The organism is Stenotrophomonas sp. STEN018, assembly GCF_056760235.1.
This window is the reverse complement of record NZ_JBRREK010000005.1, coordinates 18,870-41,593: the sequence shown is the minus strand read 5'-3', so window position 1 is coordinate 41,593 and position 22,724 is coordinate 18,870. Positions and strand designations below refer to the sequence as shown.

The 22,724-nt window shown below is 64.6% G+C and carries 17 protein-coding genes; 10 read left to right on the top strand and 7 right to left on the bottom strand.

All coding sequences use genetic code 11. The annotated features are described in order from the left end of the window. The first annotated feature begins 10 nt into the window (after positions 1-10). The 5 genes from ACVOMB_RS03290 to yeiP all read left to right on the top strand — a co-directional run bounded on the left by ACVOMB_RS03290 (position 11) and on the right by yeiP (position 5,844). Positions 11-799: an enoyl-CoA hydratase/isomerase family protein gene (locus tag ACVOMB_RS03290; RefSeq protein ID WP_481529861.1), complete on the top strand. Its 789-nt coding sequence runs from the start codon at positions 11-13 to the stop codon at positions 797-799. A gap of 48 nt (positions 800-847) precedes the next feature. After that, positions 848-1,741 carry a hydroxymethylglutaryl-CoA lyase gene (locus tag ACVOMB_RS03285; RefSeq protein WP_481529860.1) on the top strand — a complete coding sequence of 298 codons (894 nt, stop codon included), beginning with the start codon at positions 848-850 and terminating at the stop codon, positions 1,739-1,741. Beyond that, on the top strand, positions 1,738-4,323 hold the full coding sequence (locus tag ACVOMB_RS03280; protein ID WP_481529859.1) for a sensor domain-containing protein: 2,586 nt from the start codon (positions 1,738-1,740) through the stop codon (positions 4,321-4,323). The genes ACVOMB_RS03285 and ACVOMB_RS03280 overlap by 4 nt, the downstream gene beginning before the upstream one ends. A gap of 65 nt (positions 4,324-4,388) precedes the next feature. After that, a complete protein-coding gene (locus tag ACVOMB_RS03275) occupies positions 4,389-5,159 on the top strand; it encodes an SDR family NAD(P)-dependent oxidoreductase (protein WP_481529858.1) in 771 nt (256 codons plus the stop codon). 118 nt (positions 5,160-5,277) lie between these two features. Then, entirely contained in the window at positions 5,278-5,844 is a 567-nt protein-coding gene (gene yeiP, locus ACVOMB_RS03270; protein ID WP_062167704.1) for an elongation factor P-like protein YeiP, read from the top strand. Positions 5,845-6,010: 166 nt separating this feature from the next. On the opposite strand, the gene ACVOMB_RS03265 is transcribed toward yeiP, so the two are convergent. The 5 genes from ACVOMB_RS03265 to ACVOMB_RS03245 form a co-directional block, all read right to left on the bottom strand. Beyond that, a complete protein-coding gene (locus tag ACVOMB_RS03265) occupies positions 6,011-7,129 on the bottom strand; it encodes a two-component system sensor histidine kinase NtrB (RefSeq protein ID WP_481529857.1) in 1,119 nt (372 codons plus the stop codon). Beyond that, entirely contained in the window at positions 7,126-8,994 is a 1,869-nt protein-coding gene (locus ACVOMB_RS03260) for a DUF7844 domain-containing protein (protein ID WP_481529932.1), read from the bottom strand. Before ACVOMB_RS03260 ends, ACVOMB_RS03265 begins: the two co-directional genes overlap by 4 nt. A gap of 14 nt (positions 8,995-9,008) precedes the next feature. Continuing rightward, complete coding sequence (locus tag ACVOMB_RS03255; RefSeq protein WP_481529856.1) at positions 9,009-9,308, bottom strand: DUF2388 domain-containing protein; 300 nt, start codon at positions 9,306-9,308, stop codon at positions 9,009-9,011. A gap of 93 nt (positions 9,309-9,401) precedes the next feature. Continuing rightward, positions 9,402-12,530 carry a multidrug efflux RND transporter permease subunit gene (locus tag ACVOMB_RS03250; protein WP_481529855.1) on the bottom strand — a complete coding sequence of 1,043 codons (3,129 nt, stop codon included), beginning with the start codon at positions 12,528-12,530 and terminating at the stop codon, positions 9,402-9,404. Positions 12,531-12,539: 9 nt separating this feature from the next. Then, positions 12,540-13,637 carry an efflux RND transporter periplasmic adaptor subunit gene (locus ACVOMB_RS03245; protein ID WP_481529854.1) on the bottom strand — a complete coding sequence of 366 codons (1,098 nt, stop codon included), beginning with the start codon at positions 13,635-13,637 and terminating at the stop codon, positions 12,540-12,542. Between the two features lie 176 nt (positions 13,638-13,813). Between ACVOMB_RS03245 and ACVOMB_RS03240 the strand changes: the two genes are divergently transcribed. Both ACVOMB_RS03240 and ACVOMB_RS03235 read left to right on the top strand, forming a co-directional pair. Beyond that, on the top strand, positions 13,814-14,560 hold the full coding sequence (locus tag ACVOMB_RS03240; RefSeq protein ID WP_481529853.1) for a response regulator: 747 nt from the start codon (positions 13,814-13,816) through the stop codon (positions 14,558-14,560). Further along, positions 14,560-15,630 (top strand): ATP-binding protein, encoded by a 1,071-nt coding sequence (locus ACVOMB_RS03235; protein ID WP_481529852.1) that lies wholly within the window; start codon positions 14,560-14,562, stop codon positions 15,628-15,630. Before ACVOMB_RS03240 ends, ACVOMB_RS03235 begins: the two co-directional genes overlap by 1 nt. Positions 15,631-15,667: 37 nt before the next feature. Here ACVOMB_RS03235 and ACVOMB_RS03230 read toward each other — a convergent pair whose 3' ends face one another. After that, entirely contained in the window at positions 15,668-17,056 is a 1,389-nt protein-coding gene (locus ACVOMB_RS03230; RefSeq protein ID WP_481529851.1) for an FAD-binding oxidoreductase, read from the bottom strand. A gap of 203 nt (positions 17,057-17,259) precedes the next feature. On the opposite strand from ACVOMB_RS03230, the gene serA reads away from it, so the two are divergent. Continuing rightward, entirely contained in the window at positions 17,260-18,501 is a 1,242-nt protein-coding gene (gene serA / locus ACVOMB_RS03225; protein ID WP_481529931.1) for a phosphoglycerate dehydrogenase, read from the top strand. A gap of 312 nt (positions 18,502-18,813) precedes the next feature. Here the strand turns inward: serA and ACVOMB_RS03220 are convergent, their stop codons facing one another. Continuing rightward, positions 18,814-19,359, bottom strand: coding sequence for an NUDIX hydrolase (locus ACVOMB_RS03220; protein WP_481529930.1), 546 nt, complete (start codon positions 19,357-19,359; stop codon positions 18,814-18,816). A gap of 188 nt (positions 19,360-19,547) precedes the next feature. Here ACVOMB_RS03220 and ACVOMB_RS03215 point away from each other — a divergent pair, with 188 nt between their 5' ends. Together ACVOMB_RS03215 and ACVOMB_RS03210 are read left to right on the top strand one after the other, a co-directional pair. Further along, positions 19,548-21,023 carry an amino acid permease gene (locus ACVOMB_RS03215; RefSeq protein ID WP_481529850.1) on the top strand — a complete coding sequence of 492 codons (1,476 nt, stop codon included), beginning with the start codon at positions 19,548-19,550 and terminating at the stop codon, positions 21,021-21,023. 78 nt (positions 21,024-21,101) lie between these two features. After that, a complete protein-coding gene (locus ACVOMB_RS03210) occupies positions 21,102-22,547 on the top strand; it encodes an amino acid permease (protein WP_481529849.1) in 1,446 nt (481 codons plus the stop codon). The last annotated feature ends 177 nt before the right edge of the window (positions 22,548-22,724 follow it).

Sequence of the window (22,724 nt, the reverse complement as noted above, 5' to 3'; positions counted from 1 at the left end):
GGCATTACCTATGAGCGATGCATTGCTCGTGCAGCATCAGGGCGCGGTAGCGACCCTTTCCATGAACCGGCCGGACCTGCACAACGCTTTTGACGCGGCGCTGATCCATTCATTGACCGAGACCTTGTCCAGTCTGGGCGCCGACCCGGCCGTTCGTACCGTGGTACTGGCAAGTACCGGCCCCTCCTTCTCGGCCGGTGCCGACCTGCAGTGGATGCGCTCCATGGCCAGCGCCAGCCAGGAAGAGAACCGTATCGACTCGCTGGCGCTGGCCCGGCTGATGCGCACCCTGGATGAGCTGCCCAAGCCAACCATTGCCCGCGTACAGGGTGCCGCCTTCGGTGGCGGTGTCGGCCTGGTGGCCTGCTGCGATATCGCTATTGCCGCCGAAGGCGCGCGCTTTGGGCTGACCGAAAGCCGGCTCGGCCTTCTGCCTGCGGTGATCTCACCCTATGTGATTGCCGCGATCGGCCCGCGCCAGGCACGGCGCTGGTTTGCTACCGGCGAGCACTTCGACGCCACTACCGCGCAGCAGATCGGCCTGGTCCACCAGGTAGTGAACGCCGACGTGCTGGATGCCGCCGTGCAAAGCCAGCTCAATCTGCTTAGCAAGGCCGGCCCGGTTGCGTCCGCATCGGCCAAAGTGCTGGTCCGGGAGGTCCATGCTGCGCTGGCTGACCGCGACGGGCTGGACCGTGCCAATGCCGGCTTGATCGCCGCCCTGCGCGCCTCCGATGAAGGCCGCGAGGGGCTGACCGCCTTCCTTGAGAAGCGCCCTCCCCGTTGGGTCGCGCAGTAATCTGCGCTCCAGCCCAACCCGCGCCCTCCTCCAGCCAAAGACCGCTCCATGAATGATTTCGTCCGTATCGTCGAAGTAGGCCCGCGTGATGGCCTGCAGAATGAAAAGCAGCAGGTCGCCACCGCCGACAAGATCGAATTGATCGACCGGCTCTCGGCTACCGGCCTGCGCAGCATCGAAGCCACCAGCTTTGTCAGCCCAAAATGGGTGCCACAACTGGCCGATGCCGCCGAGGTGTTTACCGGCATCCAGCGCAAGCCCGGTGTCAGTTACCCGGTACTGGTGCCCAACGAACAGGGTTACGAACGTGCCCTGGCGGTAGGCGTCACCGAAGTTGCCGTGTTCACTGCCGCTTCCGAGCAGTTCAACCGCACCAATACCAATGCCGGCATCGATGAGTCGCTGCAACGCTTCGAGCCGATCCTGGCGCGGGCCAAGGCCGATGGCGTACGGGTGCGCGGCTATGTCTCCACGGTCTTGGGCTGCCCCTATCAAGGCGAGGTGCCGTTGGCCGACGTGGTGCGCGTTGCCAGCCGCCTGCACGCCATGGGCTGTTATGAAATATCACTGGGCGACACCATTGGTGTCGGCACTCCGCTCAAGGCCCGGGCAATGCTGCAGGCCGTGGCCACAGAATTGCCGATAGACGCCTTGGCCGTGCACTTCCACGATACCTATGGCCAGGCATTGGCCAATATCGCCAGCTGCCTGGAAGAAGGCGTGCGGGTGGTTGATTCGGCCGTAGCCGGCACCGGCGGCTGCCCCTACGCGCGCGGTGCTAGTGGTAATGTCGCCAGCGAAGATGTTATTTACATGCTGCACGGCATGGGGATGCGTACCGGCGTGGATCTGCCGGCGCTGGCCGCTACGGGGAACTGGCTCGCAGAACGACTGGGCCGGCAGACAGGCAGCAAGACAGGAAGGGCATTGACAGTGTCATGACCGGAACCAGCCAGCTTGGGATATCTGACGACGGCGATCACCGCGCCGCGCATGTCGACGCGCTGGCTGGACTGGAACAAGCACTGCTACAACCATTGCCATTGGGCCTGCAGCAGGCCTTGCTCGCTGCACGCTCGGCCCTGACCGAGGCCATGGCCGAGCGGCGGCTGGCACAACGTCGCTACGCCGCCCTGTTCAACGCGGTACCCGACCCGGTCAGCATTCTCAGCGCCACCGGCGTGGTGCTGGACGTCAACAGCGCCGGAGTCCGCGCCTATGGCCGCACCCGCGACGAGATCGTCGGCCAGCCCATCGAACTGCTCAACCCCGACCTGCCGGCCGACCATTTGGAGCCAGTCTGGGAAACCCTCAATCGTGGCGAAACCTATGTGGTGGAAGTCACCAACATGCGCGGCGACGGCAGCCGCTTTCCGGTGGAGGTGCATTCGGCCACCATCGAGCATGAAGATGCACATTGCATCGTCGCCGTTGCCCGCGACCTGAGCCGGCGCTGGCAAGCCGAAACCCGTTACCGCCTGCTGCTGGAGTCCATCGACAAAGGGGTGATGCTGTTCGACCGCCAGCTCGGCATCATTTCCGCCAACCCCGCTGCACACCGCATTTTCAACCTCGGCAGCGTTGCCCCGGCCAAGGTGCCGCTGCACAGCGATGAGTGGATCAGCGTTGACGAACACGGTCGCCGGCTGCGGCCCGAGCAGTGGCCGGTCACCCGTTCCTTTGCGGAAGGCAGGACCATCCCCAGCACCATCATCGGCCTGTACCACCGTCCCAATGGGCGGATGATCTGGATCTCGATCACCACGGTGCCGGTGTTTTCGGCCGGCTGCGACCTGCCCGACCATGTGTTTTCCCTATTCAGTGACATCACCGAACTCAAGCGTGACCACGCCCTGTTCGACCGCGCCCAATCGTTGGCGCATATCGGCGGCTGGGAGTGGGACCGCGGCCAGCAGCGGCTATACCTCACCGGTGAGGCGCAGCGCATTCTTGGCCAGCAATCGGCACCTACCGATCTGGAACAACTGCTGGCCTGCCTGAGCAGCCTGTCGCGCCAGCAGCTACGCGATGCAATGGAGCGCGTGATCGAGCAGCGCACCGGCTTCGAGCTGGAGCTGCAGGGCCAGCGCGCCAGCGGCCACAGCTTCTGGATCAGGATGATCGGCGAAGTGGAGCTTGGCGACCTTGCCTCAACCCGCATCGCCGGCACCCTGCAGGACATCACCGAGCCCAAGCACGCCGAGCAGACCCTCAAGAACCAGGCCCGCACTGACCCGCTGACCGGCATCATGAACCGCGATGCCGCCCTTACCGATCTGGAAGCCCGGCTGAGCAATCCCTCGCACGCCGAGGTCGCCGTGCTCTACATCGATCTGGACCGGTTCAAGACCGTTAACGATGTGCTCGGCCACAACGCCGGCGACCTGCTGCTGATCGAAGCCACCCGCCGCATTGCCGATGCGATCGGCACCGAGGGCCTGCTCGCGCGCTTTGGCGGCGATGAGTTCGTAGTCACCTGCGACGCGCGAGAGCTGCCCGGGCGCCCGGAAAAGCTGGCCGAAGCCATCACCCGCGCCTTCGTCCCGCCATTCCAGTTCGGCAAGGACGAGTTCCCGGTTACCACCAGCATTGGTATTGCCCGTGCCCCCAAGGACGGCGTGCGCCCGCAGCAGCTGATCCAGAACGCCGATCTGGCCATGTACGAGTGCAAGCGCCGCGACCGCAACGGCTGGCAGCTGTTCTCGCCGGAACTGGCCCGGCGCCAACGCGACCGCCTGCAGATCGAGCGACGCCTGCGCAAGGCGCTGGACCGCGACGAGTTCCGGCTGGTCTACCAGCCGCAGGTGGATCTGCGCAGCGGCCAGATCATTGCCTGCGAAGCACTTATCCGCTGGCGCAACCGCCAGCTGGGCGAGCTGCGCCCGGACATCTTCATCAGCCATGCAGAGAACACCGGCGACATCGTCCGCATCGGCGAATGGGTGCTGCACCAGGCCTGCCGGCAGATCCGCGAATGGCAGCGCGAAGGCCTGGGCATGATGCGGGTGGCGATCAACGTCTCCTACCGCCAGTTCAGTGGCGACCGCCTGGCGCGCCAGGTGCGCGAGGTGTTGGACCACTACGACCTGCCCGGTAGTGCACTGGAACTGGAGTTCACCGAGCGGGTGCTGATCGAGGATGCCCCAGCCACCCTGCGCACCTTTGCCGAGCTGCGTGCCATGGGCGTGGTGTTGACCATCGACGACTTCGGCGAGGGCTATAGCGCGCTCAACTACCTGCGCACCCTGCCCATCCACGGCCTCAAGCTCAGTCAGCTGTTCATCAGCGGCGTACCCGGTAATCCTTCCGACGTCGCCGTCTGCGAAGCGGTCTGCGGCATCGCCCGCAGCCTCGGCCTGGGGCTGGTAGCCGAGGGCATCGAGTCCGAGGCGCAGCGCCAGTTCCTGCTGGAGCTGGGGGTGCCGGTCGGCCAGGGCTTCCTGTTCGCACCCGGCCTGTCGCCGATGGACTTCAGCCGGCGCCTGCCCATGGCGGACGTGGCAGGCCCGCTGCCACAGGTCTGATCACGCCAACTGGGCGCGGATCAGCATCAGCTAGAATCGGCGGATCACTCAGCAGGATTGTTCCAATGCAGCTGTCTTCCGTTCGTGCCGTCATCACCGGCGGTGTCTCTGGCCTTGGCCTCGGTGTCGCCCAGTTCCTGGTTGCCAATGGCGGCAAAGTCGCCCTGTTCGACCTCAATGATGAAAAGGGCGCCGCAGCGGTCGCCGAACTGGGCGCCGACAATGCCCGCTACTTCACCACCAATGTCACCGACGAAGCCGGCGTGACCGCCAATCTCGCTGCCGCGCGTGAGTTCCTGGGCGGCTTGAACGTAGTGATGAACTGCGCCGGCATCCTCGGTGCTGGCCGCGTGCTCGGCCGCGAAGCAGCGATGCCGCTGGCCAACTTCCAGAGCACGGTAATGGTCAACCTGGTCGGCAGCTTCAATGTCGCCAAGGCCGGCGCCGAGCTGATGCAGCACAACGAGGCCAATGCCGACGGCGAGCGCGGCGTGATCATCAACACCGCCTCGGTAGCCGCCTATGAAGGCCAGATCGGCCAGGCCGCTTATTCCGCCTCCAAGGGCGGCGTGGTCGGCATGACCCTGCCGATGGCACGCGAGCTGTCGCGCTTCGGCATCCGCGTGCTGACCATCGCCCCCGGCGTGTTCTGGACCCCTATGGTCGATGGCATGCCGCCGAACGTGCAGGAATCGCTGGCAGCCTCCATCCCGTTCCCGTCGCGGCTGGGCCAGCCGGCCGATTTCGCCAGCCTGGTCGGCCACATCATTGGCAATACCTACCTCAACGGTGAGACTATTCGCCTCGACGGCGCCGTACGTTTGGCGCCGAAGTGACTCCGGAGCGGGGCTTGGGGATTCGGGACGGCGCGAAAGTGCCGCCCGATCAACCCCGGGACCCGCTTCTGGTTTTGCGAATCTCCCATCCCGATTCCCTGATACCAGCGCTCAATCCATGAAAGCCAACGACATCAAGAAAGGCAACGTCGTCGAGTACAACAACGGCGTCTACCAGATCCGCGACATCGAGCGCAGCTCACCGCAGGGCCGTGGCGGCAACGTCCGCTTCCGTTTCATCATGTACAGCGTGCCGGGCGGCAACAAGCTCGATGCCAGCTTCGATGCCGATGACAACCTGCCGGAAGTCGAGCTGCTGCGTCGCCAGTCCACCTTCTCCTACATGGACGGCGATGCCTTCGTGTTCATGGATGACGAGGACTACACCCCGTACACGCTGGATGCTGACGTGATCGGCGACGACGCCGGCTACATCACCGAAGGCCTGACCGGCATCTTCGTGCAGGTCATCGACGACCAGCCGGTCGCGATCCAGCTGCCCCAGCACGTGACCCTGGAAGTGGTGGAGACCCCGCCGGAACTGAAGGGCGGCACTGCCACCAAGCGCCCGAAGCCGGCCAAGCTCAGCACCGGCCTGGAAATCATGGTGCCGGAATACATCGTCAACGGCGAACGCATCCTGGTGAACACCACCACCGGTGAATTCGGCGGCCGCGCTGATTGATTGACTGCAGCCTCCCGCCCAAGGGCGGGGGGCTGTGCACGGCTTTTTGTAGGAGCGGCGTAAGCCGCGGAGCTGATAGGGCTTCAGATCTTGAGATCCTCAGAAAACCGGCGTCGTTACCGATAGCCAGCTTCGCGGCTTACGCCGCTCCTACAAAAACAGCCGGCTACGCCACTACCGGGAAATACAGCGACACCGCTGCCCCGCCCAGCGCGGAGGTACCAATGGTCGCCGTACCGCCGGACTGCGCCGCAAAGCCATACACCTGGCTCAGCCCCAGCCCGCTGCCATCACCCACGCTCTTGGTGGTGAAGAACGGCTCAAACACGCTCTCCTGGATCTCGGCCTGGATGCCCGGCCCGCTGTCGCCAACGCAGATACAGACAAACTGGCCGGCCTCACCCGTGCCCGACGGCACGATGATGCTTTCAAGCCGTGCCGACAACAGCACCTTGCCGACACCGTGCATGGCATCGCGGCTATTGCTCAGCAGATTCAGCAGCGCTGCCTCCAGTTGACCAATGTCCACCGAAATCGGCGGCAGTTGCTCGGTAATGCTCACGTTCAACTGGATCGTCTCGCCACAGACGCGGCGGTATAGCTCCAGCGAGGCATTGAGCAGGTCATCCACCCGGCTCAGCTGCGGCACCAAGGTCTGGCCGCGCCCGAACGCCAGCATCTGCCGGGTCAACTGGGTGCCGCGCCCAACCGCGCGATGGGCGATGTCCAGAATGCGGCGCACGCTCTCGTCGCCGGAGCGGCGCAACGACAGCATGTCCAGGCTGTTGCCGATCACCGACAACAGGTTGTTGAAGTCGTGCGACAGGCCCAGGGTCAGCTTGCCCACCGCGTCCAGACGCTGCGCGCGCAGGGCGACCTCCTGTGCCTCGCGCACCCGCTTCTGGGTCTGGAATGCCTCGGTGACGTCGCGGATCAATACCAGCACCCGTACGCCGCGCTGATCGGCTACCCGCTCCAATATCATCGATGCGCGGAAACGGCCCCCGTCCTTGCGCACCATCGCCAGGCTGAGCTGGTCGCTGCCCTGCTGCAGCGTGCGTGCCACTGCCTGTTGTGCTGCGCCGCGCTGCGTATCGGCAGCGCTGAACAACTGCGAGAACGGCAGCCCGCGGATCTCTTCGCAGGGATAGCCAAACACCGTTGCCACCCCAGCATTGCAACTGAGCACCTGACCATCAGGATCAAGCTGGAGAATCGCGCAGGAGCGCAGCTTCAACACATCCTCGGCCATCACATCGGCCGTCTGCTGCTCAGTACCAATCAACCGCGCTCTCCTGAAAACCGACCCGGACGCCGCTCATCGAGCACCGCCGCCTCCCCTTGTTGCGTACCGTACCCTAAACGCAGCCGCTGTCGCAGGTACAGCAGGTTCGCTTCGATCTGATCCATCCGCGCGCGCTGCGCTCCGGGCAAGGCAGCCAATGCGGCAGCACGCAGGGCCTTCCATTGCTGCTGGGCAGGTGCAGCCCCAACGGCAGCCTCGGCGCTCAAATATGCCTGTTCATCCGCATCGGGAATGCCATAGCCCTGACCCGGCGCCAACAGGCTGCCCGGAGTCAGCAGCGCCGCAGACCGCTCCATCAGCGCCTGGAAGTCCGCCATTTCCGGCCGCCGTTTGCCACCGGCAAGCAGACTGCGCTTGAGCACATCCGCTGCAGCCAGCTCCCCCCGTCGCCACGCGGCCTGCTCCAGCAGCAACATGGCCGCCAGCACCTGATCATCGGCCTGCGGCATCCACGCCCGCCGTTGTGCGGGCGACAGAGCCAACCATGCCTCCACGTCCTTGGCCGGCAACGGCAGGGCTTTGCGTGCGATCTCGAACACCAGCGCGTAATGGGCGGCGGCCGACTCGAAGTAATAGCCGCCGCGCAACGCCTGTGCGCGATCGCGTGGCGGATCGGCCAATGCTTCGGCGCGCAGGCTGTGCAGCAAGCCGGTCGGAGTGATCGACAGCAGCTCGGCCGTGCCCAGCCGCGGCGCGCCGTCGCCAAGCAACTTGCCGGTTTCCACCGCGCAGTTGTTGCTGATGAAGTAATAGCGTCCGTCGTAATCCCAGTGCAGCCGCGCCGCCTGCTGCAGCACCGCGTTGATCTCATCACGCTGCAGGCGCAGCGGCGTGGATGAAACCCCGCGCAGCTCGACCTTGGTGTATTCCTCTATCACCCGGCTCAGCGGCAACACGAACAAGCGCGACGGATAGGACCCGGTCAGGCCACGCCAACTGGATATCTGCACATCACCGACGAAGGCGCGGAACGACAGCACCAAGTGGTACTGCAGATCCATCCGACAAGCAGGGCCGGGTGTACGCCCGGGCGCACAGACCACCAGCCGCAGCATGCTGTGGCCCCAGCGACTCATCAGTTTCTCGTTGCCTTCGGCCAGCAGGTAATCTATTTCGTAGACCCGCGCCGGCTCGAGAGCAAGCAGATCGGCCTGGCCTTCCTGCTCGCCTGCCTGCATGAATGGCAATGCCTGCGGGCACTGCGCCACGTTCAACTGCCGCGGCGCGCCTAGATTCTCGTTGAACCAGGCATGCAGAAGTGGGCGCCGGCAAGCGTAGTCCGGGTCCAGCAGATAATGTTCGAGGTTCACCGCGAAGAACTCGGCCGGGCTCTGCAACTCGTAGCGATCGGGGCTGCGCAGACTGAAGTGGTTGCGCCCACGACCCGGCCACAACGGCCGTTGCTGCCAACCGGCAAGATCCAGAAAGCGTGATTGACCTGACCAGCCGCCCTTGGCGGACCGGTCCAGCGCATGTCCCAGCTCGTGTATCAGCGCAGCACGTGCCTGACGCCACGCCTGGGCGGAGCTGGCAGAGGATGCGGGACTGCCCTGCAACAACAGCGGCAGCAGGCGCTTGTCCAAGCCAAGTTCACGCCCGCGCGCCCTGCCCTGCACATGCTCGGGCAAGTCGTCACGCCAGCGTAGCTGCAGCGTCAAGGAGCTGCTGCCGTCGATGCCGGCGGGAATGCGCGCCAGTACATCGTCGATCAGTTGCTGGCTGGCCAGTACCTGCGCCGGATCCAGCGCCGGCGCAGTTGCCTGCAGCTCGATGCGCACTGCCGCCTGCAAGGGCGCGCTTGCGCAGAGCAGCAGCAACACCGCCAGCCACCGCGCGGGCGGCAGCCAGCGGAAGCTCGTCACAGGGCCAGGATCTTCCGGGCCAGTTCCATGTCACTGGCATCGCGCGCGGCAGCATCACGCTCGCGCAGCTGGATCAGGGCCGCTTCCAGCCATGCGCCACGGATTTCGCCATTGCTGGCAACAAAACCGGCCGCGTCTTCGCGTGCATCCAGCAACACCTTCTCGTCGCCCGAGGAGCTGCCCGACGAATTGGACGATGCGCCCGATGCGGAGCCGGCCGAAGTGCCTGCAAAGCTGGAGGCGAATGCCGACATCGGCAGGGCAATCAAGGCACAGAACAGGATCTTGCGGATCATCGGCAGGTCAACATCGGGTGTGAAGGACGCCAAGAGTAACCAGCGCCGCGGTCGGTTGGAACCTGCAGCCGGCCTGCCCGCCTGATCCGTTCATCATCCCTCGCCAGCAGGATTCCTGCGCAAACCTGGCAGACGCTGGCGCAACCAGCGCCAACTGCCATCCACCACAACATAGAACACCGGCACGAAGAACACCGCCAGCACCGTTGCCGTCACCATCCCGCCAAACACGCCGGTGCCGATGGCCTGCTGGGTTTCCCGCGACGCGCCCTGCGCAAGCATCAACGGCACCACGCCCAGTGCGAACGCCATCGACGTCATCAGGATAGGCCGCAGACGCAGACGCGCGGCCCGCAGTGCGGCCTGCGCCGCCGTCATCCCCTGCTGCTGCAACTGCCGTGCATATTCCACGATCAGGATCGCATTCTTCGCCGACAAGCCGATCACCGTAATCATGCCGACCTTGAAGAAAACATCATTGGGCATGCCACGCAGCAACACCGCCGCCACCGCACCCAGCAGGCCGAGCGGCACCACCAGCATCACCGCCATCGGTATCGACCAACTCTCGTACAGGGCGGCCAGCACCAGGAACACCACCAACATCGATATCAGCAGCAGCCAAGGGGCCTGTGACCCGGACGTTTTCTCCTGCAGTGACTGGCTGGTCCATTGCAGCGCAAAGCCCGGCGGCAACTGCGCCGCGAGCCGCTCCATCTCGGCCATGGCCTGACCGGTGGAGACGCCTTCGGCGGGCGCACCAGACACATTCAGCGCGGGGAAGCCAAGGTAGCGCTGCAGCTGCAACGGCGACTCCTCCCACTGCGGGCTGACCAGTTCCGCAAGTGCGACCATGCCGCCCTGCGCATTGCGCACGTATAGACGCAGCACGTCCTCGACCTCCATCCGGAATGGTGCATCCGCCTGCAGGATCACCTGTTGCAGGCGCCCCGCGTTGGGAAAGTCATTGACGTACTGTGAGCCCATCGCCACCGACAAAGTACTGCTGATGTCGGCAAATCCGACGCCCATCGCCTCGGCCTTGGTGCGATCTATCTGCAGCCGCACGCTGCTGCCCGAGGGCAGACCATCGGCATGCACTTCGCCCAGCAACGGGCTGGCCTGGGCCAACGCCAACAATTGTTTCTGCGCGGCGCGCAGCTGCAGCTGGGTCTGGCCACTGCGCGCCTGCAGCGCCAGACTGAAGCCCGAGGAGTTACCGAGGCTGTCGATGGCCGGCGGCATCACGCTGATCACCTCACCCTCGCTGCTGGCTGCCATCGCCTCCAGGGTCGCTGCCACCTCACCGGCAGCGGTCGCCCCGTCGCGCTCGCCCCAGTCCTTGAGCATGGTGTAGGCCATCGCTGCACTGGGACCCGACCCGGCAAAGCTATAACCAGTGATGACCTGATTGGCGGCGATGCCCGGTCGCGACGCGATATGCGCCTCATAGTCCTGGACCACGGCGAGCGTGCGCTCGGCGGTCGCCTCGGCAGGCAGCTGGATCGAGGTAATGAAGTAGCCCTGATCCTCCTCGGGCAGGAAGGCGCTCGGCAGCCATTGCAAGCCAAGCAACAACACCAGCAGCAAGCCGGCGAACACTCCCATGACCCGTCCACCGCGACGCAGCACCGCGGCCACACTGCGGTGATAGCGCCCACTCATGCGCGCGAATCCGCGATTGAATGCGGCGAACACGCGCCCGCGCGGTCGTTCGTGCGCGACCGGCCGCAGCAGGGTTGCGCACAGTGCCGGGGTCAGGCTCAGCGCCAGCAAGGCCGAGATCAGGATCGCCACCGCCATCGACACGGTGAACTGGCGATAGATCGCACCCACCGAGCCACTGGCGAAGGCCATCGGAATGAACACCGCGGTCAGCACCAGGGTGATGCCGACCACGGCGCTGGTCAGCTCGCGCATTGCCTTGATCGTGGCCTCGCGCGGTGCCAACCCCTGCTCGGCCATGATCCGCTCAACGCCTTCGACCACCACGATCGCATCGTCGACGATGATGCCAATGGCCAGCACCATGCCGAACATGGTCAGCACATTGATCGAGAAGCCCAGCGCCAGCATCACTGCGAAGGTGCCCAGCAGCGCAATTGGCGCGACCAGCGCCGGCACCAGGGTGTAACGCCAGTCCTGCAGGAACAGGAACATAACCGCGAACACCAGCAGCATCGCCTCCAGCAGGGTCTGCAACACCTTCTGGATGGAGATCTTCACGAACGGCGCTGTATCGAACGGAATGCTGGCTTCCACGCCAGCCGGCAGCAGGGACTGCAGCTCAGCCATGCGCGCGCGCACTGCCGAAGACGTGCTCACCGCATTTGCGCCAGGGCGCAGCTGGATACCTGCGGCAGTTGCCACCTGGCCGTCCTCGCGGGTACCCCAGGCGTAGCTCTGCGCGCCGATTTCCACCCGCGCCACGTCGCCCAGCACCACCCGCGAGCCATCAGCACCGGCACGCAGCACTATCGCCGCGAACTGCGCCGGCGTCGTCAGCTGGCCATCGGCGACCAAGGGCACGGTGATGCGCTGCCCAGCGACACTGGGCGAGTCACCGATGCGGCCCGGAGCGATGTTCTGGTTCTGCTGCTCGATGGCGGCGACCACATCGCCCACGGTGAGCTCATAACCCGCCAATGCGGAAGGATCCAGCCAGATGCGCATGGCCTGCTCGGCACCGAACAACTGCACCCGGCCGACACCGTCGATACGGCGCAGCTCCTCGATGATGTTGCGCGCCATGAAATCGCCCAACTGCGCTTCGTCCACGCTGCCATCAGGCGACTTCAGCCCGACCAGCATCAGGAAACCGGAGCCGGCCGCCTCCACGAACACGCCGTTCTGGCGCACGCTGGCAGGCAACCGCGGCTCGATCGCCTTGATCCGGTTCTGTACGTCGACCTGCGCCAATTCCGGATTGGTACTCGGAGCGAAGGTGGCGGTGATGGAGGCCTCGCCGGAGGTGTCCACCGACGATTGGAAGTACAGCAGGTGCTTGACGCTGGACAGCTCGCGCTCGATCAAGCCGACAACCGAATCATCCAGCGTCTGCGGGCTGGCGCCGGGGTAGCTGGCATAGATGCTGACGCTGGTTGGCGCCACCGCCGGGTAGCGTTCCACCGCAAGCTGCGGGATTGCCAGTACGCCGGCCAGCACGATGAAGATCGCCAGCACCCAGGCGAATACCGGGCGATCAATGAAGAAACGAGCCATGTCTTACCTTCAGTGGTTGCTGGATGCGATAGCGGCCTTGCCCTGCACGGACAGCGGCTGCCACGGCGATGTCTCCACCAGACGCCCTTCCTGCAGACGCTCCTGCCCTTCCACCACTACCCGCTCGCCGACCTTCAGGCCGCTGCGTACGATCCACTGCCGGTCCACGCTGCCGTCGATTTCGATGGTGCGGATGACGGCTTTGCCGTCGCCACCGATCACCCAGGCATAAGCCTGACCACCGGCACTGCGCAGCACCGCCTGTTGCGGCAGCAGCGGCAGCTGGGTGGCCGCGCCGCGCGGCACCCGCGCACGCACGAACATGCCCGGCAACAGCTCGCGGCGAGGATTGTCGACCAGCACCCGCAGCACCACATCGCCAGTACGCGCGTCGACGTTGATACCCGAAAACAACAGCTGCCCGGGCTCCTCGTGCACCTGACCATTGGCGCCGATGATCGCCACCGACAGCGCGCTGCCATCGACCACACCCTTGCGCATTTCTGGCAACTGCGAGGCCGGCTGGCGTACATCGACATAGACCTGGTCGATCTGCTGCACCAGCGCCATCGGCTCGCTGTCGGCGGCGTTCACCAAGGCGCCTTCGGTCACCATTGCCTGGTCGATACGGCCATCAATGGGCGCGCTGACCGTGGCATAGCGCAGATCCAGCTGACGTCTTGCCAGAATTGCCTTGGCCTCGGCCACCGCCGCACGCGCCTGCTCGTATTCGAACGTAGCATCATCGCGATTCTGCTGGCTCACCGCCTGCGCGGCGGCTAGCGCCTGCAGGCGCTGCGCCTGCACCCGGCTGCGCGCCAGTGCCGCCTCGCTGCGCTGCAATGCCGCCAGCGCTGAGTCGACATCGGCACGGAATGCCGCCGGGTCGATCTGGAACAGCGCCTGCCCGGCAGCGACTTCCGCGCCCTGCTCGAACAGGCGCTTGCGCACGATGCCACCTACCTGCGCGCGGATCTGCGCTGTGCGCAGTGCAGACACCCGCCCCTGCAGCTCGTCATCGCGCTGCACGCGTTGTGCGGTAACGGTCAGCACGCTGACCTTGGGTACCGCTTGCGGGGTTGCTTCAGGGGAGGAACAGGCCGTCATGGCCACAACCAGAGCCGCACACAAGGCCGTCGTAATCCGTCGAATGGTCATCGCTACACGTGGTACTGGAAAGCCTGCAGGAACGCAGGCGCGCAGTGTGCGGGCCGATGATGGGGTTTCGATGGAGGGAATGTGGAGATAGCATGGAGGCCAGAACCTTTCGGTCCCACCCGGCAATGACTGCACACCTACCCGCCGCCGCGATGGCGCAATGGGACCGCTCCCATGATGCACTTGTCCTGATCGTCGAGGACGAAACCGAGATCGCCGACATCATTGCTGCCTATCTGGAGCGGGAGAAGCTGCGCGTCGTGCGCGCAGCGGACGGCCGCACAGCACTTGAGCTGCACCGCAGTGCCCGCCCCGATCTGGTATTGCTGGATGTCCAGCTACCAGGCATCGATGGCTGGGGCGTGCTGTCGCAGCTGCGCCAGAGCAGCGATACGCCGATCATCATGCTGACCGCACTGGATCAGGATCTGGACAAGCTCACCGCCTTGCGGATGGGCGCAGACGACTACGTGGTCAAGCCATTCAACCCGGCCGAAGTCGCCGCGCGGGTACGTGCGGTACTGCGCCGCACCCTGCGTGCAGCGCCGCGACAGGCCGCCGCATCGTTGCGCGCAGGGCCATTGCTGATCGATCCGCAAACCCACTGCGTGCACGTCGAGGGCGAAGGCTATAGCCACGAACTGCTGCTCACCCTCACCGAGTTCAAGTTGCTGCACTGCATGGCACTGGCACCTACCCGCATCTTCAGCCGCAGCGAGCTGATGCACCAATGCCTGCCCGAGAGCGAGGCACTGGAACGCACCGTCGACAGCCATGTCAGCAAGCTGCGGCGCAAGCTCGATGACGTAGGTGTGGCCAACATGCCGGCCAGTGTGCGCGGTGTCGGCTACCGCCTGGCGGCGGATCGCTGATGCGCCGCCTCGGTCTCAATCGACACATCACCATGTCGATGTCGCTGATGGTGGTCAGTGTCATCGTGATCACGATCCTGTCTTCCTGCATGCTGTGGGCGGTTCTGGTCGAGTTCTTTCCAGCCAGCGCAGTGGAACAACCAGAAGGCTGGCTGCCGACTGGTCCTGAGTTGGCTTGGATGGCGAGTGTCACCGTGGTCGGTTTGGCCCTGGCATTGGCCACTTCGATCCGCCTCACCCGCCGCATCGTGTCCCCGCTCAATACCTTGATGGAATCGGTGCGCGCGCTCGCCGATGGCGACCTGGGCGTGCGTGCCAGCGCCAGCGACGATGCGCTGGATGAGGTTGCCCTGCTGGTCGAGGACTTCAACACCATGGCCGCACGCCTGCAGCACATGGACCGCGAACGCACGCTGTGGCACGCAGCGATCGCGCATGAGCTGCGCACGCCGCTGACCATCCTCCGCGGCCGCTTGCAGGGCTTGGCGGATGGCGTGTTCCAGCCGGACGAAGCGCAGTTCCGCAGCCTGCTGGCGCAGGTGGAAGGCCTGTCGCGACTGATCGAGGACCTGCGCGTGCTGGGGCTGGCCGGCAACGGCAGGCTCGACGTGCGGCGTGCGCCCACCGACGTGGTGCAGGAAGTGCACTCGGTGATGACCATGGTCGATCCCGCATTCCGCAGCGCCGGCTCCGTGCTGGAGCTGGAAACCCACCGCGACGAGCACCTGGCGTATTGCGACCCGACCCGACTGCGTCAGGCCCTGCTCGCCCTGCTGGAGAACGCGCGCCGTTATGCCAGCCCGGGACGGGTGCGGATTTCCATCCAGGACGGCAAGGACCACGTGCAGTTGGCCATCGAGGACAACGGCCCGGGTATCGAGACCAACCTGCAGCCACATGTCTTCGATCCGTTCATGCGCGGCGATGGCTCGCGCTCGCGCCAAGGTGGCGGCAGCGGGCTCGGCCTGGCGGTGGTCAAGGCAATTGCCGACGCCCACGGCGGCCATGTTTCCTGCAGCAGCGGCGCCGACGGCGGCAGCCGCTTCGTGCTGGAACTACCGCGCGAGTAGTCCAGCCTTCAACGAAGCAAGCTTGTCTGCTGCCCGCTCAGGGATCGAACAGCTTGCCCGGGTTCAACAACCAGTTCGGATCGAACGCGCGTTTGACCCCGCGCATCAACGCGACTTCGGCCTCGCTACGGGTGCTGGACAGATAGGCCTTTTTGACCAGGCCGATGCCGTGTTCGGCCGAGATGCTGCCATCAAAACGCAACAGCACCTGCGCCAGCAGTTTGGTCACATGCTCGCACTGGCTGAGGAACTCGGCGTCGCTGGTGTCATCAGGTTTGAGCACATTGATGTGCAGGTTGCCGTCGCCGATATGGCCGAACCACACAACTTCAAAATGCGGATAAGCACCATTGATCAGCGCCTGGGTTTCGGCCAGGAACGCCGGCATCGCCGAGATCCGCACCGACACATCGTTCTTGTACGGCTTGTAGCGCGCCACCGACTCGGTGATGCCTTCGCGCAGACGCCACAACTGCTGTGCTTGTGCCTCGCTGGTGCTGATCACGCCATCCAGCACCCAGCCCTGCTCCATGCAATGCTCGAACGCAGCCAGCGCCGCCGCTTCGCCGGCCTCATCGGCCGAGGCGTATTCGGTCACCACGTAATACGGGTGAATCTCTTCGAACGGATACTGCGCGCCATGCGCGGTGACGTGCTTGACCGCCAGGTCGGTGAAAAACTCGAAGGCCTCCAGCTGCAGGCGCTCGCGGAAGGCGGAGAAGACCTGCATCAACACTTCAAACGACGGCAGCGCCAGCACCATCACATTGGTGGTCGGCGGCGGATCGGTCAGCTTCAAGGTCGCTTCGACCACGATGCCGAGCGTGCCTTCCGAGCCGATCATCAACTGGCGGAAATCGTAACCACTGGAGTTCTTGATCAAGCCCTTGTTGAGCTCCAGCAGTTCGCCATTGCCAGCAACTACCTTGAGCCCGGCAATCCACTCGCGGGTATTGCCGTAGCGGATCACGCGGATGCCGCCAGCATTGGTGGCGATATTGCCGCCAATGGAACAGGAACCACGCGCAGCGAAATCCACCGGATAGATCAGCCCATGGTCCTTGGCGGTGTTGTGCACCGCTTCCAGCGGCATGCCGGCCTGCACCACCAAGGTGCGATCCACCGCGTCGAAGCCCAGCGGCTTGTTCATGCGTTCCAGGCTCAGCACCAGCTCGCCGTTGGCGGCAACCGCGCCGCCGGACAGGCCGGTACGGCCACCAGATGGCACTACGGCCACATTGTGCTGGTTGGCCCAGCGCACCACCGCCTGTACTTCCTCGACGTTGCCCGGCAAGGCGATGGCCAACGGGGCCGGCGTCCAGCGCCGAGTCCAGTCGCGCCCGTAGTGCTCCAGATCGCCCGGCTCGGTCTTCAGACGCAGGTCGGGGCAGGACTGCAACAGGGATTCCAGGCGCGGATCGGTCATGGCGGTGTTTCGGCGACGTGAAAGCCGTCAAGCGTGACACCGGCATGGCGTCGCGTCCAGTCTCAGCCCCGGCAATTGACGCCAACCCTGGATTTCAGATGAAACCTTTTGCCATCAAGGCTTTGCGGCATTGCGCAGCGCACAAAAGCGGGCGCGGTTCTGGCATAGTTGACGGCCCACCCCTCTATGCCGCCGTTCACGACATGTCGCCCAAGAAGACCTCGTTTCCGAAGCAGGACATCCGCGTTTTGTTGCTTGAGGGGGTCAGCCAGACCGCCGTGGACGTCTTCAAGGCGGCCGGTTACTCGCAGATCGAGCTGCACAGCAAGTCGCTGCCCGAAGAGGAATTGAAGGCGCGTATCGCCGAAGCCCACATCGTCGGCATCCGCTCACGCACCCATCTCAGCGCCGAGGTGCTGGCCGAAGCCAAGCGCCTGATCGCAGTCGGCTGCTTCTGCATCGGCACCAATCAGGTCGACCTGGAAGCGGCCGAGCTGGCTGGTATCCCGGTGTTCAACGCGCCCTACTCCAACACCCGCTCGGTCGCCGAGCTGGTGATTGCCGAGGCGATCATGCTGACCCGCGGCATTCCGCAGAAGAACGCCGAATGCCACCGCGGCGGCTGGTCGAAGTCGGCCGCCGGCAGCCACGAAGTGCGCGGAAAGACGCTGGGCATCATCGGCTACGGCCATATCGGCACCCAGGTTGGCGTGCTGGCCGAAGCGCTGGGCATGCACGTGATTTTCCACGACATCGAAACCAAGCTGTCGCTGGGCAATGCGCACCCGGCCATCAGCCTGGACGACCTGCTGAAGCGCTCGGACGTGGTCACCCTGCACGTGCCTGAGAACGGCTCCACGCAATGGATGATCGGTGCCGAGCAACTGGGCAAGATGAAGAAGGGCGCGCACCTGATCAATGCAGCGCGCGGCACTGTGGTCGATATCGCCGCACTGGACGCGGCATTGAGTTCGGGCCATCTCGGCGGCGCCGCCGTGGACGTGTTCCCGGTCGAGCCCAAGGGCAATGGCGACCTGTTCGAATCACCGCTGACCGCGCATGACAATGTGATCCTGACCCCGCACGTCGGCGGCTCCACGCTGGAAGCGCAGGAAAACATCGGCGTGGAAGTGGCAGCCAAGCTGGTGCGTTACAGCGACAACGGCTCGACCCTGTCCGCAGTCAACTTCCCGGAAGTGACCCTGCCGGAGCACGAGCAGAGCCTGCGCCTGCTGCACATCCACCGCAACGTGCCGGGCGTGCTGTCCAAGATCAACGAGATCTTCTCGCGCCACAACCTCAACATTGACGGCCAGTTCCTGCGCACCGATCCCAAGGTCGGCTACGTGGTGATCGACATCACCGCCAGCGAAGAACAGGCCGCTGCGATCCGCGAAGAGCTGGCCGCGATCCAGGGCACGCTGCGCACCCGCATCCTGTACTGACACCCCGCACGCGGGAGAGGGGCTAGTTGGCTGCGCGCCGCAGCGCCATGTAGTGCCGAGCCATGCTCGGCAGAGGCTTTCCCGGCGACATCACAGCTGCAAAAGCCAACCCCTCCCCAACCCTCCCCTTCGCTACGCGAAAGGGAGGGGGCTGTAGTGCCGAGCCATGCTCGGCAGGGGCTTTCCCGGTCACGTCTGGTGATTTTGTAGGAGCGACGTCAGCCGCGAAGCTGATGGACATTCAGATTGCAGGCATTACCGGCGATCAGGCGCTGCCTGCTTCGCGGCTGACGCCGCTCCCACATGCCCCATCTATCTCTGCAGCCAGCGGCTCGCCATCCGCCGCATGGATTCATCTTCCTCGCTGGCGATCTCGGCTACCGGCCGCCACGCCAGCTCCAGCGACTCCTCGCTGACCACGAACGCCTCGTTGCTACCCGCAACAACCACATAGCGCACGTCGTAGTGCCAATGCCCAGGAACATCCTTGCGCTCAGGAATCCAATGCCGGTCCAGATCAAAAATCTCGGCCGACGCCAGCGTCAGGTCAGGCAAGCCGGATTCCTCTTCGGCCTCGCGCAGCGCTACCGCGGTCAGATCGTGGTCGCCATCGGCATGCCCGCCCAACTGTAACCAGCGTTGCAGCTTGCGATGGTGGGTGAGCAGCGCGCGCTGGCCATCGGCGCTGACCAACCAGGCGCTACCGGTGAAATGCCCAGCCAGCCGCTCGCGGGTGAATGGGTCCACGCCGCCTTCATCAAGCAGGGCCAGGAATTCCCGCGCCACCTCCTCATGCTCGCCGTGGCGTCGGGAATAGTCCTCAAATGCCTGCCTCAGCTGTAGATCCTCACCACGCATGACTGTAAGCACATCCCATCTTCTCAATCCGACAGCCATTATCGCTGTCGATGTTGCAGTTGCGCTTGTCGAGTTTCGCTACCTTTGGCAAGGTAGAGTGGTTGCCGACCGTTCAGCTTGCGTCGCCATACAACCGGTCCCGTCGCCTCAGCGCGTTCGGGCCAATACACAGCTCGGGAATTTGCGGAATGCTTAAAGCACTGTTGAGGGTCAAGCCGGTCGAACCAGCCGCACATGTTGATGCCGGTGAACCGGTCGAAGGCAGCCTGCAAGGCGAAGCCACACTCAAGCGCACCCTCACAGCCAAGCATCTGATCCTGCTCGGCATAGGTGCGGTGATCGGCGCGGGTATCTTCGTGCTGACCGGCCAGGCCGCAGCCAACCACGCCGGACCAGCGGTGATGTTGTCCTTCGTGTTCGCCGGCATTGCCTGCGCACTGGCCGGTCTGTGTTACGCCGAGTTCGCAGCAATGATGCCGGTCTCCGGCAGCGCCTACTCCTATTCCTACGCCACCTTGGGCGAAGGCATGGCCTGGTTCATCGGCTGGTGTCTGGTGCTGGAATACCTGTTCGCCTCCGCCTCGGTCGCGGTTGGCTGGTCGGCGTACCTGATCAGCTTCATCACCACCACGCTGCACATGCCGTTCCCCGACGCTTTGTCGGCGGCGCCGCTGGCCTGGACCGGTAGCGAGTTCGTCAATTCCGGCAAGCTGTTCAACCTGCCGGCGGTGCTGATCGTGGCGGCCATCACCGGCCTGCTCTACGTCGGCGTTACCCAGTCCACCCTGGTCAACGCGGTGATCGTGGCGATCAAGGTGATCGTGATCTGCCTGTTTGTCGGCTTCGGCATCCAGTACATCGACCCGGCAAACTGGCACCCGTTCATCCCGGAAAACACCGGCACCTTCGGTGAATTCGGCTGGAGTGGCGTGTTCCGTGCCGCCACCATCGTGTTCTTCGCCTATATCGGCTTCGATGCGGTCTCCACCGCAGCCGGCGAAACCAAGGACCCGCAGAAGAACATGCCGATCGGCCTGCTCGGCTCGTTGGCCATCTGCACCATCGTCTACATCGTCGTCTGTGCCGTATTGACCGGCATGCTGCCGTACAACCTGCTGGGCACCGACAAGCCGGTGGCCACCGCGCTGGAAGCCTATCCGAGCCTGTCCTGGCTGAAGACCGCAGTCGAGATCGGCGCCATCGCCGGCCTGTCCTCGGTGGTGCTGGTGATGATGATGGGTCAGTCGCGTATCGCCTACACCATCTCCCGCGACGGCCTGCTGCCTAGGATGTTCGGCAAGGTCCACCCGCGCTTCCGCACCCCGTACGTCAGCACCGTGGTAGTCGGCGTGCTGGCCGCCCTGCTGGCCGGGCTGGTGCCGTTGAATGTGCTGGGCGAGCTGGTGTCGATGGGCACCCTGCTGGCCTTCGCCACGGTCTGCATCGGCGTGCTGGTGCTGCGCCGTACCAAGCCCGACATCGTGCGTCCTTTCAAGGTGCCGGCTGCATGGTTGATCTGCCCGCTGGGCGCACTGGCCTGTCTGGCCTTGTTCATGCAGGCCTTCGTGGTGCATTGGCACCTGTTCGTTGGCTGGACCCTGCTGGGCCTGTGTATCTATTTCGGCTACGGCATCCGCAACAGCAAGCTGAACAAGCAAGCCTGATCCACACCCTGACCGGCGCCCAGCGCGCCGGTTTTCTTTTGCGCGCCTGCCGCGCACCGATGAGCGAAGACCCGAAACATGTTCAAGCAACTCTGGGCCACCAAACATCCGCACGCCGCACATGAGGAAGCCAATGGCCTGAGCCTGCGCCGCACCCTCGGCCCCTGGGGGCTGACCGCACTGGGGATCGGCGCGGTGATCGGCGGCGGTATTTTCGTCATCACCGGCCAGGCCGCGGCCAACCACGCCGGCCCTGCGATCATGCTGTCGTTCGTACTGGCGGCCATCTGCTGCGCCTTCTGTGCGCTTGCCTATGCCGAGTTCGCCTCGATGGTGCCGGTCTCCGGCAGCGCCTACACCTATACCTATGCCACCTTCGGCGAGCTGTCGGCCTGGTTCATCGGCTGGATGCTGGTGCTGGAATACGGCGTCTCGGCCTCGGCAGTGGCGGTCAGCTGGACCGGTTACTTCCTCAGCTTCCTCAACCATTTCGACATCCACCTGCCTGCGGCATTGGTCAATGCGCCCTTGGATGCCCAGCTCAAACCGACCGGAGCCATTGCCAACATCCCGGCGGCGATCCTGGTGCTGCTGCTGACCTGGCTGTGCTACGTCGGCATCAGCAAGTCCTCGGCGATGAACATGGCCATGGTCGTGCTCAAGACCGGCCTGATCATCCTGGTGATCATTGCTGGCTGGAAGTACGTGGACACCAGCAACTGGACTCCGTTCATTCCGGCCAACGAAGGCCCCGGCAAGTACGGCTTTGAAGGCGTACTGCGCGGCGCGGCAATGGTGTTCTTCGCCTACATCGGCTTTGAAGCGGTGTCGGTGGCGGCGCAGGAATCGCACCGCCCGCAGCGCGACCTGCCGATCGGCATGCTGTTGTCGCTGGTGATCTGCACCGTGCTGTACATCGCAATGGCTGCGGTGATGACCGGCCTGGTGCCGTACCAGCTGCTGGGCACCGCCGAGCCGGTGGTCACCGCCGTTGCCGCGCACCCGCAGCTGGATTGGCTGCGCATCATCGTCGAAGTCGGCGCGCTGATCGGCCTGGCGTCGGTGGTGCTGGTGATGGTGATCGGCCAACCGCGCATCTTCATGATCATGGGCCGCGACGGCCTGCTGCCGCCGGTATTCACCAAGATCCACCCCAAGTACCGCACCCCGCACATCAATACCGTCATCACCGGCATCGGCATCGCCCTGCTGGCGGCATTATTCCCGCTGGATATCCTCGGTGAACTGACCTCGATGGGCACGCTGATCGCCTTTGCCGCGGTCTGCGCCGGCGTGCTGGTCCTGCGCCGCACCCAGCCGGACTTGCCGCGCCCGTTCCGCATCCCGATGGCCTGGCTGATCTGCAGCCTCGGCGTGCTCAGCTGCATCGCCCTGCTGACCGCCATGACCCTGCACAACTGGATGCTGATGGGTGTGTGGACCGCAACCGGCTTCATCATCTACTTCCTGTATGGCGTACGCCATAGCAAGCTAAATGCGGCCAACAAGGCCAAGAACGGCTGAGTTGTCAGCGCTGAACGAAACTGAAGCCCGGGAGCGATCCCGGGCTTTTTCGTTGCCTGGATAGGCGGCACCACCCGTAGCCAGGGTAAGCAACAGCGCACCGGGCAACGGGGCCCGCGCCATTCAATTCCACCCATATTCCATGCCGGCATCAGTTCCATCCGGATACATGCATGA

What these genes read in the sequence shown, in the direction of transcription:
- ACVOMB_RS03275 (WP_481529858.1), top strand. Translation starts at nt 4,389, where the DNA reads ATGCAGCTGTCTTCCGTTCGTGCCGTCATCACCGGCGGTGTCTCTGGC.
- ACVOMB_RS03210 (WP_481529849.1), top strand. Translation starts at nt 21,102, where the DNA reads ATGTTCAAGCAACTCTGGGCCACCAAACATCCGCACGCCGCACATGAG.
- ACVOMB_RS03245 (WP_481529854.1), bottom strand. Translation starts at nt 13,637, where the DNA reads ATGACGGCCTGTTCCTCCCCTGAAGCAACCCCGCAAGCGGTACCCAAG.
- yeiP (WP_062167704.1), top strand. Translation starts at nt 5,278, where the DNA reads ATGAAAGCCAACGACATCAAGAAAGGCAACGTCGTCGAGTACAACAAC.
- serA (WP_481529931.1), top strand. Translation starts at nt 17,260, where the DNA reads ATGTCGCCCAAGAAGACCTCGTTTCCGAAGCAGGACATCCGCGTTTTG.
- ACVOMB_RS03290 (WP_481529861.1), top strand. Translation starts at nt 11, where the DNA reads ATGAGCGATGCATTGCTCGTGCAGCATCAGGGCGCGGTAGCGACCCTT.
- ACVOMB_RS03220 (WP_481529930.1), bottom strand. Translation starts at nt 19,359, where the DNA reads ATGCGTGGTGAGGATCTACAGCTGAGGCAGGCATTTGAGGACTATTCC.
- ACVOMB_RS03280 (WP_481529859.1), top strand. Translation starts at nt 1,738, where the DNA reads ATGACCGGAACCAGCCAGCTTGGGATATCTGACGACGGCGATCACCGC.
- ACVOMB_RS03230 (WP_481529851.1), bottom strand. Translation starts at nt 17,056, where the DNA reads ATGACCGATCCGCGCCTGGAATCCCTGTTGCAGTCCTGCCCCGACCTG.
- ACVOMB_RS03215 (WP_481529850.1), top strand. Translation starts at nt 19,548, where the DNA reads ATGCTTAAAGCACTGTTGAGGGTCAAGCCGGTCGAACCAGCCGCACAT.
- ACVOMB_RS03285 (WP_481529860.1), top strand. Translation starts at nt 848, where the DNA reads ATGAATGATTTCGTCCGTATCGTCGAAGTAGGCCCGCGTGATGGCCTG.
- ACVOMB_RS03235 (WP_481529852.1), top strand. Translation starts at nt 14,560, where the DNA reads ATGCGCCGCCTCGGTCTCAATCGACACATCACCATGTCGATGTCGCTG.
- ACVOMB_RS03240 (WP_481529853.1), top strand. Translation starts at nt 13,814, where the DNA reads ATGACTGCACACCTACCCGCCGCCGCGATGGCGCAATGGGACCGCTCC.
- ACVOMB_RS03250 (WP_481529855.1), bottom strand. Translation starts at nt 12,530, where the DNA reads ATGGCTCGTTTCTTCATTGATCGCCCGGTATTCGCCTGGGTGCTGGCG.
- ACVOMB_RS03255 (WP_481529856.1), bottom strand. Translation starts at nt 9,308, where the DNA reads ATGATCCGCAAGATCCTGTTCTGTGCCTTGATTGCCCTGCCGATGTCG.